10 protein-coding genes are annotated in these 14,398 nt (G+C 57.9%); 7 read left to right on the top strand and 3 right to left on the bottom strand.

Features of this window, described 5'->3' with window-relative positions:
• A complete protein-coding gene (locus ACFWYE_RS18120; RefSeq protein ID WP_379113272.1) occupies positions 1-1,035 on the bottom strand; it encodes an extracellular solute-binding protein in 1,035 nt (344 codons plus the stop codon).
• A 347-nt stretch (positions 1,036-1,382) separates the two neighbouring features.
• On the bottom strand, positions 1,383-1,790 hold the full coding sequence (locus ACFWYE_RS18125; protein ID WP_379113274.1) for a hypothetical protein: 408 nt from the start codon (positions 1,788-1,790) through the stop codon (positions 1,383-1,385).
• Between the two features lie 715 nt (positions 1,791-2,505).
• Between ACFWYE_RS18125 and ACFWYE_RS18130 the strand changes: the two genes are divergently transcribed.
• Positions 2,506-4,428 carry a hypothetical protein gene (locus ACFWYE_RS18130; protein ID WP_379113276.1) on the top strand — a complete coding sequence of 641 codons (1,923 nt, stop codon included), beginning with the start codon at positions 2,506-2,508 and terminating at the stop codon, positions 4,426-4,428.
• A 61-nt stretch (positions 4,429-4,489) separates the two neighbouring features.
• Positions 4,490-5,398, top strand: coding sequence for a PfkB family carbohydrate kinase (locus tag ACFWYE_RS18135; protein WP_379113278.1), 909 nt, complete (start codon positions 4,490-4,492; stop codon positions 5,396-5,398).
• Here the strand turns inward: ACFWYE_RS18135 and ACFWYE_RS18140 are convergent.
• Entirely contained in the window at positions 5,395-5,880 is a 486-nt protein-coding gene (locus ACFWYE_RS18140) for an NADAR family protein (RefSeq protein ID WP_379113280.1), read from the bottom strand. The genes ACFWYE_RS18135 and ACFWYE_RS18140 overlap by 4 nt on opposite strands.
• Positions 5,881-5,928: 48 nt before the next feature.
• On the opposite strand from ACFWYE_RS18140, the gene ACFWYE_RS18145 reads away from it, so the two are divergent.
• The 5 genes from ACFWYE_RS18145 (at position 5,929) to ACFWYE_RS18165 (ending at position 14,012) form a co-directional block, all read left to right on the top strand.
• A complete protein-coding gene (locus tag ACFWYE_RS18145; RefSeq protein ID WP_379113281.1) occupies positions 5,929-6,288 on the top strand; it encodes a helix-turn-helix domain-containing protein in 360 nt (119 codons plus the stop codon).
• Positions 6,289-6,390: 102 nt separating this feature from the next.
• Positions 6,391-7,509, top strand: a complete 1,119-nt coding sequence (locus tag ACFWYE_RS18150) for a hypothetical protein (RefSeq protein ID WP_379113282.1) — start codon at positions 6,391-6,393, stop codon at positions 7,507-7,509.
• 18 nt (positions 7,510-7,527) lie between these two features.
• Entirely contained in the window at positions 7,528-9,420 is a 1,893-nt protein-coding gene (locus ACFWYE_RS18155; RefSeq protein WP_379113283.1) for a hypothetical protein, read from the top strand.
• Positions 9,413-10,588, top strand: coding sequence for a hypothetical protein (locus ACFWYE_RS18160; RefSeq protein ID WP_379113284.1), 1,176 nt, complete (start codon positions 9,413-9,415; stop codon positions 10,586-10,588). Before ACFWYE_RS18155 ends, ACFWYE_RS18160 begins: the two co-directional genes overlap by 8 nt.
• A 319-nt stretch (positions 10,589-10,907) precedes the next feature.
• Positions 10,908-14,012, top strand: a complete 3,105-nt coding sequence (locus tag ACFWYE_RS18165) for a DEAD/DEAH box helicase (RefSeq protein WP_379113285.1) — start codon at positions 10,908-10,910, stop codon at positions 14,010-14,012.
• Positions 14,013-14,398: the final 386 nt, after the last annotated feature.

Below are 14,398 nucleotides of genomic sequence, written 5' to 3' on the forward strand. Positions count from 1 at the left end.
CTATTTCTGGATGTCGGTCCAGATCTTGGTATAAAGCTGCAGCACCGGCGTCGGGCAGATCGGCATGACTTCGCCCTTGGCAAGGAACTCGGCCGGGATGTCGACTTCCGGCGCGCCCTTCATGTCAGCGGGCATGAATTTATCCGAACCCTTGATGCCGTTGGCATAGCGGGCGAAGGCGGAGATCATCGCCGCGTTTTCCGGATCCATGATGAAGTTCTGGAACAGCTTGGCGTTCTCGACGTTCCTGGCATCCTTCAGCACGGCGACATTGTCCATGAAGATCGGATAGCCTTCCTTCGGATAGCCGTAGGTGATGTCCTTGTTCTGCAGCCGCTGGCGCAGCGAGATGCCGTTCCAGTTGACACCGGCCGCGATATCGCCGCGGCCAAGCCCGTCGACGGCAGCGTAGTCGAGCGAAAGCCACTTCGCCTTGGCCTCGACCAGCTTGTCGCGCACCTTCTTCAGCAGCGCCTTGTCTTCGGTGCAGAACTTGCCGCCGAAATAGGTGATGGCGAAATACATGATGTCGCCCATCTCGGGCACGACATTGATCTTGCCGACGAGCTCCGGCGGCGGGTCGAGGAAGATCGCCGAAGTGTTGATGTCGCCGGAATAGACGGATTTGTTGACCGACATGCCGGTGCTGCCCCACTGCCACGGCACGGTGTATTTGCGGCCAGGATCGAACGGCACGTCGACCCAGCGCGGGTCGACATTCTTGAAGTTCTCCATCTGGTCGGGGCGCGTTTCGAGCAGCAACCCCTCGCTGATCCAGATCGGTATGACGCTGGCCGAGGGAACGACGATGTCGTAGCCGGACGCACCCTGCCGCACCTTGGCGAGCGCGGTGTCGTTGGAATCGTAGTCGGTGACGGTGACCTTGATGTCGTATTGTTTCTCGAACTTCCTGATCAGCTCCGGGCTGGTGTAGTTGCCCCAGTTGTAGATGTTGAGCACGCCTTCGGCGTGGGCCGCGCCTCCTGCCGCCAGAAGCGACAGGCCAAGCGCTGCTGCTGCCATTTTCAGCTTCATGCACATTTCTCCCTTTGGGACCCGCTCGGGTCCATTTCGCCCCGGGCAGACGACTGCCGGGGACGGTCTCGCTTTGTGTTCCCACGGGGCAGCCATTCACCGGCAGTCGCCGGCTGGCTGGTCTTTTCCCGATCGTGAGATTATTATTACTAACTATTTAGTCAATATCTTTTTCGACACCGGGCGGTGAAGAAACTTCGCATCGGGGACTGGCAGGTAGCGCCCCGGATGGCTACCGGGCTATGGCCGTAGCCTGGAGCGTTTCCGTTTTTAACGAGAACACTCTAACCCTTTGTTTTTTCGCAAGTCCGGACGGAAAACCGTTACACACTTTTCCTGGAATTGCTCTAGTTGACCGGAGATGGCTGGGGCTGTTCCTGGCTGCCCGTGGAGGGCGGCGTTTGCGACGGCTCGGCCGACGGAGGCTTGGGAGCCTGCGGCGCCGGTTGCTGGGTACCCTCGGGCTGCGCCGTCTGCTCGTTGGTCAGAACCTCATCGGTCTTGGCTTTGATCTCGTCCGCCGTCTGCTGGCTGATGAGCCCGTAATTGACCGCCAGACCGGCGATCAGGGCAACGATGATGCCGATGATTGCGGTTTTGAGGTTTCTGGACATCGGAAGAAGCCTTTCGAAGCCTGCCGGCAACCGCTGAACGATTACCCGAGCATGCCCTTCCACCGAGGAATCAGGTTGCCCGAGCTTGCAGCGATGGTCAATGCTCGGGGGATGGCAGCTTTGCGCCTTCATTGCGGACATTCAGGCAGAGTTTTCCGTTGCCCGTTAGCGGACGTTCCTTGAGCGGGAATTCAAGCCAGCTTTGCTTTCGCTTGCGAAACAACGGCAAAATGCCACATTAGCGCTTCTTCGGTGCTCGATGAGTAGCGGCGCTGCTTGAGTGATCAAGGCGAAGGGGAATGACATCCTGACGTCTTCACCGCAGACGCCGAACGGTATGCGAACCACTATGGTGCCGAACGCCGGAGGTAGACCTGATCTTTTGGTACGGACAGAAAGAGCAGGTGCGATCACGAAACTGCGTACCACCTCCAATCTGTAGTCATTGCTGGGATATCAAACGGTATTCGAGCATTAATCGACGTCATAGCGCCGGATGTTGAGTGTGCGTGAACCACTGCGAGGCCATGCCCTGCCAGGGCGGGAACGAAGGCCAACATTTGTCAGCAGCGTCACGTTGTCGGCGAATCCCTGCTTGAGCACTGCGACTATCTGGAACATAAAGGGAACACATCACCCTTTCGATCACTGGATTTGTCGGCGGCGATTGCGTACTTGACTTGGGAAATCGGAGAAACCGCTTGCGACCCCACGACCGCGAACGTTACCTTTCGGCACCCTAGCAATGGTGATGATCTCTGATGTGGCCAACGGCATTTGCCTGTTGGTATATCGTCGTAGCAAATCCGGTTTCGGCGTCGGAGTGTTTCAGGCCGTTCAAAATTAGGCGAGAAACATGACTGTCTTCTTGGAAAAAATGCGCCGACTGCCAGAAACGATCGATCTAGTGAGCATGCGAGGTTGCAGCGACATCGCTGCTGCCCTTTCTAAAGGAAAAGGGCGGCTCGCCATAGCTGTGGGATCTGGCGGATCCGTTGTTGTGGCGGAATTCTTCGCGCGTTGTCGGGCCACGTTGCAATTGGGCCCGACGATCGTGATGACGCCCATGCAGTTCGTCCTATCGATGGAAGACTGGTCTGGCTACGACATCTGGTTATTCAGTGCTGGAGCGAACAATCCGGACATTGCAGCAACCTTCCGCGTCGCGCGAGCGTCAAATTCCAGTTCGATCCAATTGCTGACCGTCAACGGAATCGGAGAAACCGCCCTCGCCGCTGCGCAAAGTCCTGGAGTTGAAGTTTTCGTACTGCCAGTGGCTGATCCGAAAGACGGCTTTCTTGCAACCCATTCGTTGGTTTCGATGGTCACGGCTTTGCTGATAGCGTCGGACCTGAAGGCGGAGCAACCTCAGCGAAAAACTCTGATCGAAGAGTTCCAGGCACGCGTCTCGAAAGTGCTTACTGAAAAACACGGGGCGAACTTCGATTTCCGATCGGGTGACGCATTGTTCGTCCTGCATGATCCACAACTCATCTCCGTCGCGGCGCTGATCGAAACGTCACTGTGGGAAACCGGGATTGCCCCGGTTCAGCGGACCGATTTTAGGAATTTCGCCCACGGCCGACATGTCTGGGCTGCGAAGTATCCGGACGGCATGTATGTTCTGGCTCTGACAACCTCAGAGACGGGAGAGGTCTGGCAGCCCATCGCTGCGGCACTTCCGTCCAATGTTCGGAGGCAAAGCGTGGAGTTCGACCACGGTGGCCGACTTGCAAATGCAGTCGGAATACTGTGGGGCCTTTCCTTTGTGCAGTTTCTTGGGGAAACCACGGCGATTGATCCGGGACGTCCGGGACGAGGTCCGTTCGCGGAAGCGATATATGACAACCCCGCGCTTGACACGCTGTCGCGAGATCTGACTTCGTCGGTTCGACACAAAGCAGCGGCGCGAATGCATTTTGATCCTATTAAAGAGCGATCAACATCTCTTTGTGTTGTTGGACGGGAGAGGCTTTCGAGCCTTGCCGGCGCCAGCTTCGTCGGGCTCGCGCTCGACTATGACGGAACTGTGGTTCCCAACACTCCGCGAGAAGCTCGTCTTGGGTCTCCGTCCCCGGAGATCATGAACGAACTGGTGAGGCTACTCGACTGCGGCGTTCAGGTTGGGTTTGCGACCGGGCGTGGTGGTTCCGCCGGCGACAAATTGCGTGAAGCTCTTCCCACGCGTGTCCATGCTGACGTCGTCATGGGCTATTATAACGGCGCTTATATCAGAACGCTCGACATCGACGTGAAGAAGGATCCTCCGCGACCAAACCCGCGCATCGTGGCAGTTGCACGCTGGCTATCAGACTCCGGCCTCCTCCGCGAAGGAGCCCAGATTGAACCGCGTCCGGTGCAGATAGCGATCGACCATACCGACGTTGTGAATATCGAGGATTTCGTGGATAGTTTGGCCACCTGTCCTCACCTGCTTGATGGCAGCGTAAAGTGCCTAAGATCCAATCATAGCTTTGACATCGTCCCAGCCTCGACTTCGAAGCTTAGGGTGGTGGAAGAGCTCGCGCGGCGGGCTGGAGACCCGGAAAGGTCAGTCCTTGGCATCGGAGACAGCGGTTCTCCCCTGGGAAACGATCACGAGCTGCTATCGGGGCGCCATTGTGTGAGTGTAGGAACTGTCTGCGGCGCTTCGGATGGCGCCTGGAGTCTGTTCGGATCAGCGGCGCGCGGGCCTGACGCCCTGCTACGCATCTTGAGAGCCGTTCAAATTAAAGGGAACGAAATGATGATTGATCTTTCGACCCTCAACCTCGAATAGCGCACTTGAAATGCTTGGCCGGAAAAATCACAGTGGGCCAGCTTGTGCCCGGGAGAGCGCGATGTACGCAGTCGACGTAGTCGGCACAGGATTCACTGTTCTCGATCGCGTCTATGCGGATTCCCTCGTCGTGTCCTCGGAGGAGCTTGGCGGCTCCTGTGGCAACGTTCTGATCTCGCTCGCTATGCTTCAGCGAAACGTTGCGCCGGTATTGAGCCTTGGCGAGGACGAGATCGGTGTTCGTCTGGTGGTCGCGTTTCGTCGCGCCGGCGCTGAAACCCGGTACATCCGCCAGACGAAGCATATGCAGTCTCCAATCCTTGCACAACACTTGCATTCGTCTGGCATTCATACCTTCGAGTTCAGATGCCCGGAGACGGCTGTCGATCTTCCACGGTATCAGCCGATCGAGCAGCAGGACGTCAGCCGGGCGCTTCCGGCAATCAAGAATTGCAATGTCTTTTATACCGACCGGCTCTCGTCGGCGATCGTAGATGCAATGGAGGCTGCGGCCGATGCCGGATCCATTGTCTATTTCGAACCGTCCGCGATCGGCGATGAGAGGCTATTCAGCCGTGCAGTGGCTTCGGCGTCTATCCTCAAATTCTCGTCTGATCGCTTGGCATCGTTGGCTGGGAAAATCGCCCTCCACGATGCTCTGTTTCTGATAATCACGCACGGAGAGTCTGGTCTTGAGGTGAGACGTGGCAGAGACAAAGCATGGTGCAGGTCCTACCCCGCGCCAGCAGTGCGCGACACATGCGGCTCCGGCGACATGGTAAGCGTCGGACTGATTGATTGGATTCTGAACCGCGGTGAAAAGGCAACCGGCAGACTGTCGATTGATGATTTCGTTGCCGGTGTCGAGGCTGGACAGCGCTTGGCGGCAGAAAATTGTGCGTATATTGGTGCTCGCGGCATCTTCAGAGAACGTGGCGCCGAGTATGCGCGCTCCGTCCTACGAGGCTAAGCCGCCTCTGAGATGTCTTCGTTCTGAAGTTTGGTTCTGAGTTCCATGAGCAACTCGCCAAGCATGTTGCGGCCTTGACCGTTCACCTCGCCCCAGAGCCGGTTCACCTCGTTGTCGACGGTCGCCGTTTCGATCAGTCGGGCGGATCCGGTCGACAGCAGCATCTCCCGAAGATCTTCGTGTTGCGTGAACTTGGCGTACAAGACGCCTCTCATTCTGTCGAACTTCGTGCGTGACCATCCTGGGCTGACATCCCAATAGTAGAGTCCGTGTGCCGCCATCGCCAGGAGCGCCGGCGACGGCGCAGCCATCAGCCATGCTTTCACCTCGGGTTTGCGTGCCTTGCCTGCCTGGTAGGCATGTTCGCTCGTCGCGAACCGCTCTCCTTCGAATTCGATTTCGCGCCTGTAAAGATTGCTGAACGCACCGTAAGGCTTCTCACTGGCACGATAGAACCGGACTTCCAGGCCTGCATCGGTCACGAAAGACTCCCATTGAAAATTTGCATCTTATAGTGCATGTAAATTTACATGAAACCGATGCAAATTGAAAGAGCGGATTTGGTCCGACGGATCAATGATCAGCGACTTCAGGCAGACCTCTCCTATGCGGAACTGGCTGAATTGGCGGACGTCGACGCCAGTCAGGTGTCCAGAATCTGCCGCGGTCAGTTCATCACCTTTGGCTCCGGCGTCGTGAGAATTTGCACGGCTCTCGGTTTGCAAGTCGACCTTGGCAAAGAGACCTCTGCGGCTGAGGCACGGCGCCCAATCGATCCGAATTGGTTGAAGCTGGAGCGCTCTATCCGGCGCGCCTGGGACAACACGCCGGCGGGCGCCGAACGGCTTGCAAAAATCATCACCGCGGTTGGAGAAATTTCGCGCAAGTGAATTGCGTGAATTGATAGAGTTTTTTTCTGATTCCACTAGACGAATGCACTGCTGGCCGGGGTATATCTTGGTCGTCATCTACATGTACTGCGGGGAATCTGGATGAGGAAGGATCTGGCAGAAAGTCTCTTGGCCAAGATCATGGAATGGTCTGACGAGGAAAAAGCCGCCGAACGCGCTTACCTCGAAAGCTTCGCTAGCTACAAATACGATGAGTATCAGCAGTTCTCGCCCGGCAAGCGCTTTATCGAGAGCCTCGCGCTCTGGCTTGGACAGTTCGACGAGGGTGATGAGCGTCGCGCGGCCTACGATTTTGTGCGCAAGCGTCTACTGTTTATTTCGACAGATGAAATGAACCATTTGGTCGAGCTCACTTTCCCAACCATCATTCGCCCGATCCTCATCGCTGATACTGCGGCCGAGCTTGGTGTCGACGCGCACAAAGTGAAGGCCATCGTCGACACGGTCGAATACCGAACCCGCCTGCGCCAAACGCTTGTCCTCGGATTGAGCGACGGAGCTCGCACAGATTGGTTCCGCCGCGCAAATCCGCAGGAGATGTCTAACGAGCAGGTCTTTCACGCCTACGACGTGTCGGACGCGAAAAGCGAGGGCATGGTCAAGGACCTCGGAGAGCATCTTGAGAAGATTCTAGGCCGTGCGCCCGAAGAACACGAGAAGCGGTTCAGATACATCGTGCTTCTCGACGACTTCACCGGCAGCGGTACGAGTTTTATTCGAGGGGGCGAAAAAGTCGGATGGACAGGGAAAATCCCTAAGATCGTTGACGGCCTTATGAAATCAAGAAATCTCGGCGACACGATAGCCGAGGAAGGAGTCAAGATTATCATCATTCTTTACGTCGCCGGTGATCAGGCGATTGCACACATCGAAGAGCGGTTACCTGAATTGAAGTTCGGCAAAGGCACCATCACCTTCGAGGTGGTGCATAAGCTGGGCGATGCCACACCGCTTGATGATACGGGCGACAGGGCGATACTCAGCCTAGTGAGCGATGACCGATATTTTGACGATGATGCCGACGATGAACATTCGAAAGTAGGCGGCACGAGCAAGCGCTATGGGTTCGCCAAGTGCAGACTGCCCCTTGTCCTCGCACACAATACGCCCAACAATTCTATCTACCTGCTCTGGGCGGAGGACGATCAGTCGGTCCGAGGTCTATTCCCACGCGTCAGCCGCCACAGAAAGCTTCAATAGGTGAGAAACCCATTCCGTATGCGCGCTTCCCAGCGCTCGACAAGCGACGACGAGTTTGTGCGTCTGTTCGGCGTCGGTGCGCTGGAGGTTATGAAATCCTTTGAAGACCCCTGGAGCGGTGTCGTCTTCCTGCGGAGTGCGCCTGGAGGCGGAAAGACCACCTTTCTGCGTATCCTGACGCCTCGTCCACTGAAGCTCACCGAAAACCTTGCCGATCAGCATCCGCAGGTGAAGGCGACCCGCGACGCGCTCAAAGAAGCTGGCGCCATCGGAAGCGACGGACCACAACTGCTTGGTGCAATGGTCAGCTTCACCAGCGAGTATAAGGAGCTGAGCGCTTTTGACCGTGGCAACGTCCTGTTTCGCGAGCTGTTGAATTCGCGGATCGTCGTCGCGACGCTTAGATCGGTTTTGGAGCGAGCCGAGAAGCAGTTCCCCGACGATCTCGGACAGTTCGAGTTCGAATGGGAGCCAGAATCCGACGCGACCATTCCGGGCCGAGCATCAGGTAAGGAGCTATTCACGTGGGCTTCGCGCATTGAACGCGATTTCTACGATCGTATGGACGACCTCGGTTCACCAGCTTCCATTAAAGGCGGACATGCACGTCTGGACGGGCTCAAGTGGTTCGCGCATGTACGCATCAAGGACGCTCAGGGCGAAATAGACGTCAAGCGTGTTCTCCTCCTAGACGAACTTCAGACACTGTCGTCTCCGCAACGCGCAAGCCTGATCGAATTCGTCACAAATGCGCGAGAGCAATGTGGCGTTTGGATTGCCGAGCGGCTGGAAGCATTGACGCACAAAGATTTGCTCTCCGAAGGGGCGCTCCGCAACCGCGATTACAACAATGTCGTTCAACTGGAAGAGCGCTGGTCGGGACAGCGAGCGAGAACCTACACTAAGTTTGTAGAGACGATCGCCAATCTGCGCGCGGCCAAGGCCGACGGCTTTGAGCAAAGAGAATTGTTCCCACTGATCGGCGAGAGCGACGATATCCCCAGTCTGGAGGCGGCTCTGGTGACTCGTGTTACGGAGCTGGAATTGGAAATTCTCAAGATGGCCGGCTCCGGTCCGCGGTATTCCGACTGGCTTGCCGCTGCGCGCGCGCCGGATGGCAATCTTCTTGAGCGTGCTTTCCGATGGCAATTGCTCAAGATATTGATTATCCGGGATACAAGACGCGTCCAGACAAGCTTCGACTTCGATGCGTTGCCGCTGGAAGAGTTCGGCGCGCGCTCGCGTAGCGGTTCGGATCGCGCAGCAGAGCATTTTCTACGAACCGATGTCGGCGCTCCGATCTACTTCGGGCGAGAGGCGTTGAGCGCCGTGTCATCCTCGAACGTCGATCAGTACCTTGAAGTGGTGGGGGCCCTCTTCGAAGAGATCTCGGCTAAGATCCGCTTCCCCAGGGAACAACCGGTGCCGTTGAGCGCGGCAAGACAGGACGCATTAATCCGCGGCGTCGCGAAGGATCGATGGGAGGGTTTGCAGCGTCGGCTGCCACGCGGCGTTGAGGCACGCCGTCTGCTGGAAGCGATTGGCGAATACTGCCGGCAGCAGACTTTCAGAAGCAGCGCACCATACGCGCCAGGCGTGACCGGAGTTGCGATCACGATGGCGGACCGAAAATTGATAATTGACAGCGATGACGCCGAAATTTCCCATCTGATCCGGCTACGGGACGTAGTGACGTCTTTGGTATCGCATAACCTGCTGATGCCTCGTCTTGACCACGTGAACAACGGTCGCGACTACGTCGTCTTCTACCTCAACCGTCTGCTCTGCGTACATTTCGGTCTGCCGCTCGGCTATGGCGGTTGGAGACACCAAAGCTTGAAAAGCTTGCTTCACTGGCAGGAAAACGGAGCGAAGGCAATCGCTGTGGCCGAGGAGGCAACCTTTGTCTAATCCAAGCCCGGAAATGCGATGGGACCCTTACTCCCTCACGCTCGACGAAGATTTCACAGCATTCTGGCGGCAACGCCTAGCGACTATGCAGCGCAAGCTTCTGCTCGTGATTGGGCGCGGTTTTGACATAAGGACCCTTGAGACGGCTCGACGGCTGCATTCGCTGGAAGCAGACATATACGTCTGGCAGTTGGTTTTCGACAATGGGTTGGGCGACAGCCCGAAACGCGCGGAACTCACCGAGGCGAACCATAAGAACTTGCTGAAACTCATTCCCGCAGAAAAGATACTCTCGGTGCCGATCGAGATTGGTGGTCCGGCAGGCGCCGCGGTCACACCACGCAACACCAAGGCTTCGCTGGAGAAGGCGGCAGAAGATCTGGATTTTGACGACATCATCGTCGACATTAGCGCTATGCCACGGATGGTGGCGCTCACCGCGGTCAGCGTTCTTTTGTTCAGGCTTGATAAGCTGGCCGATGACGGCGGCCCGAGTGTGAACCTGCATGTCACGACTTCCGAAAGTGTTTCTGCTGACCTGGAAGCATCGAAAGGCAGTCTCAGAGATAGCGTGACCTTCGTCTTGGGATTCTCCGGGCATCTTGAAGAGCAAACTACGCAGACTTGGCCCCGGGTGTGGTTTCCGGTGCTGGGCGAGGGCCAACGTGAGCGCCTTCACCTTATACAGGAACACGTGAACCCTGAAGAAATCTGTCCGGTGATTCCCTTCCCCACCCGAAAGCCGCGTAGGGGCGATGAGATCATCGGTGAACATCGAGATACTCTCTTCGATGATTTCCAGGTCGAGCCCGCCAATATTCTGCTCGCCAGCGAGTACAACCCGTTCGAGGCGTATCGCCAAATTTACACGGCGATGGAGCAGTACAAGAAGGCACTCAAGCCCATGGGAGGGTGCAAGCTTTTTGTGTCCCCGCTCTCGTCCAAGCTGTTGTCCATTGGCGTCCTCCTAGCATGCTACGATCACAAGTATGGCAAGGGCTCCAAAGATGGTTTCGATGTCGGGATTCCTTATGTCGAAACAGCGGTTTATGGGGACCCAGAGCAGGATGCGGAGACCGCTAGGTACGAACTCCATTCGATGTGGATACGAGGCGAATGGGAGGAACCGATTGGCACAGCGATCCTAGGCAAAGAGCCGACCAGATAAGTCGCAGGCGAAATGTTAGCCAGGGTTCGATGGTTGCCATCGTGGCAAGACCATATCCCAAACCCCAATTCGCCACCTTGTCTGCCCGATGATAAACAACTGGGTAGCTTGGGCAGCTATCCTTTAGCAACCATCTCGGACCGTCAGCTATCGGCGCCAATAAAGAAGATAGCTTCGAAATATTCGTCCGAAATAAAGAAATAGAGACTATTCGCCGACGCTGAGGCTAAAGCCTTTCCTAACGGCTCCAAAGGCAAGCCTGTAAACATCAAGTGCGCTGCGCGATCCGGTAGATCGTTCGCTGGCGAACGGGGGCAGGATGGACTATCCGCAGGGGTTGACCTTATGGCCGCATCAGGCGGCAGCAGTAGCTACGATCGACGCCTATTTGGGGCGACGGAGGACTGCCGCGGCCATATCTCGTGCGGCGTTGGTCAATGTGCCGACCGGAGGCGGCAAAACCGCGATCATCGGAGTCTCGGCGCACTGGCATCCCCGCGCTGAGCGGGTCCTAGTGCTAGCGCCGCGCACTGCGATCCGCGATCAGCTCGCTAAGGAACTCGGTGGGGCCCGCGGCTTTTTCCCGCGGCACGGCTTCGATACGACCGCTTTACCCAAGGCGGTGAAGCGGGTTTCGACGGCAGGCGATCTTGCAGATCTTCCTGAGCGCGGCATCCTAGTATCGACTATACAGCTAATCGATGACTTAACCCGCTCGGCCGAGAAGCGCGCAGCTTATGACCGTCTGGCCGACTGGTGCGATGCGGTGTTTGTCGATGAGGGGCACTACGAACCGGCGCGATCGTGGAGCCACGCGATTCGCGGCTTGAAGGCGCCGACGGTGCTGGTGACCGCAACCCCCTATCGGAACGATCTCAAGCTGTTTGAGATTGATTCCGAAGCGCTGCACGTTACTCGCTATCAGGCGCTAGTCGCGGCCAACATACTGCGCCCGGTCGTCGTCGTCGAAGCTGACCCTGCTGCGCTCGCCACGCAGGAAAGTTTTGTTCAAAGCGTCTACGATATCTTCGTTGAGCAATATGGTGCAGCGCCTTCCACCCAGCGCAAACTGATCATTCGTTGCGACGGTGAAGCCACGGTCCGCCAGATAGGCAATGTCGTGCGCGCCCATGCGCTGGGTGCCGCCGGCATCGTGTGCCTACACGAGCGCTTCGCTCCCGCGACTAGCCAGGCTTGGGAACGGCGGCAGCCCCCAGACCCCGAGGCTGCAGATGCTCCTGCAGTGTGGGTGCATCAGCATAAATTGCTCGAAGGCGTCGATGGCCCGAGCTTTCATGCTGTTGCGATCTTTGACGTCCGCGGCTCGGCACGTGCGCTCGTTCAACAAATCGGGCGCGTGGTTCGCAATCCGGGGCTAGTGGCCGGTACGACTGCCTTGCTTATAGACCATAGCAATGGCTTCCTCGCGTCCAGCTGGCATCGCTATCTGCGCTACGATGCCACGCTGACCAAGGCAGGAATCCTGCGCGGCCTCGACGAGATCGCCGGTCAACTTGACCGCACCTTGCCAGAAATTCTCTATATCGACCGCCAGTTCCGCGAGCGCTTCGTCCACGGGCCGGGAAGCGAGGCGGAGCTACTGGATTCGCTGTGCCTGCCCCAGCGCTGCCAGCTATGGCGTTCCAAGGCAGGGTTCAGCATGTCGCTGCTGCGCGCCGCCAGCGAGGTGCGATTCGCGGATGCGAGCTATCCATTTACTGTGCTCGAGGAAAGCGATGACGCACTAACTATCCTGTTCACTAGTGTGGATTCCTCGCCACTGCTGCAGGACCATTATTTTCTCGAGCGTACGCTTCAGGTACTGATTGCTCGGAGGATAGGCGACACCATCGTCTTTCTCGATACCTCGCGCCCTAGCCCGGATCAGGATGCACGCGAGCAGATGTACGGGGCGATCCCGCGATCAAAAATGGCTGGTCTGCTGACTCAGGATGTCGACAGCAATATCGTCGAGGTCGGCGCGCGCAATGCCGCGCTTGGCCCGTCTGCAGTGCGACGCCGCTTGACCACTGCCGCTGCGTTGGAGGCAACACCACCGCTTCTTGATGAATTCCAGTATATCGCATCGACTGTCACCGCTGCACGCGTTAGGGCAGGCGCGCCTCTTGTCACCGGCGGCTTCGTTCGGCGCGCGATCGGCTTCAGCCGTGGCGGCGTCGCCGACGCCGGCCCGCGGCTCTCGCTTGCGGACTGGTTGGACTGGACCCACGGGCTGTTGGCACGGATGGCCGGTCAACAAGTTGGTCCCGCCTATCTCGATCGGTTTGCCGCGCCACTTGACACGCCGCCCCCCGACCCGCGGCCGCGCAGCCTGCTCCTCGATTTGGAAGGGATCGCGACCCAGTATGAAACTGCTGAGGGGCAGGGTATTCCGGCTTCCGAGCCAGTCGAAATAGCCGATCTCTGCCTCGAATGTCATGCCAACGCAGTTGAAGACCCTGGCAATCTTGAGGCACGTCGCACGGTCCAGATTGACGCCAACGGTCTCGCGTGTCCCGGAACGGTTCGCTATGTTGCGTCGAACGGCACTTATGAGCTCGAGTCCGAAAGGTTAGCACAGCTTTACCGCCGCATTGATGCGACGCGTAGTGGCAGCATCATCGACGTGCTCAACGCCCGTCAAGCGTTCAGCGTGATCACTGAATCGCCAAACACCGTCTATGCCGACAGCAGCTTCTATGATCCGCGCCTGCCGCTGGGCCCGGGGTTCGACTTCGCCGCGATCGGGCTTGGAAATGTGCTCGTTCACGAACCCGCGCTGCGCACATGCAACAGCGAGAAGGGCGCACAGAATAGCGCCTTGCCGGGAGGCTGGGCAGCGAACTCGGTGTTTGAATGGATCGACGCCAATCCCGGTGCGGTCGCTGAAAATCCCGAGCTTGTAGTGTGCGATGACGGCACGAATGAGTTTTGCGACTTTATCATCGTCGGTAGTCGCGCCGGGCGGTCGCTAATCCAGATGGTACATGCCAAGGCTGCAGCTCAGGGTGCTTGGGTGTCGGCGTCAAAGCTCCACGAAGTCTGCGGACAGGCGTCTAAGCAGGTCGGCATGCTAAGCCTGTTCGCGCCTGGGCGGCCACGTCAGGTTGATCTATGGGCGGGACCATGGGAGGGACCGAGCGGCGAAGGCATCGTTAACGCGCGCATCCGGCATGCGCAGGGAGGGTGGGCGGGGCTGGACGGCCCCGGCATCTGGGCGGAACTTGAGCGGCTGCTCCGTCAACAAGACACCGAACGCGAAATTGTTCTAGTACTTGGCGCATGCCTCGATCGCGCTCGCCTGCTCAACCAGGCGAGCGCCATCCCCCCCACGGTCAATGCCACCCATGCGCTTCAGTTGCTACGCAGCACTATGGCAGCGGTCGCCGCCGTCGGCGCGCGGCTGAAAGTGATTTGCGGCTGATCACGTTGTCACGAGCGACACCTCCTTTGCCCGGCTTTGGCAGTCGTTGGGCAGACGGTGGCTCGATAGGCGGGATATTGAACTTCCGTCAGGGTAGCGATCCGCCGCAGGTGTCCATTCGCTCGAGCGCTGTCTGCTGTCCGGCCTTTCACGCAATAAACCTGCCAGTCGGCAAACGGCCCTCAACCAGACGCCGATAGTGTGGCATTGAACGTGATAGTTTCGCTCGAGCGGTGACCAGGCGGTAGCCTGTCGACAGGCAGCACCGTGCAGAGATGGTTACCTCCGCCCACAACGAATGAACTGCAATGGCAAGGTCGACGGAGATCGCAATCGACTGTGCGAGGCAGAAAGTTCTAATGCTGCCGGGAGCCAACAACTGATAT

This window comes from Mesorhizobium sp. NPDC059025 (genome assembly GCF_042739655.1).
Lineage (GTDB): Bacteria > Pseudomonadota > Alphaproteobacteria > Rhizobiales > Rhizobiaceae > Mesorhizobium.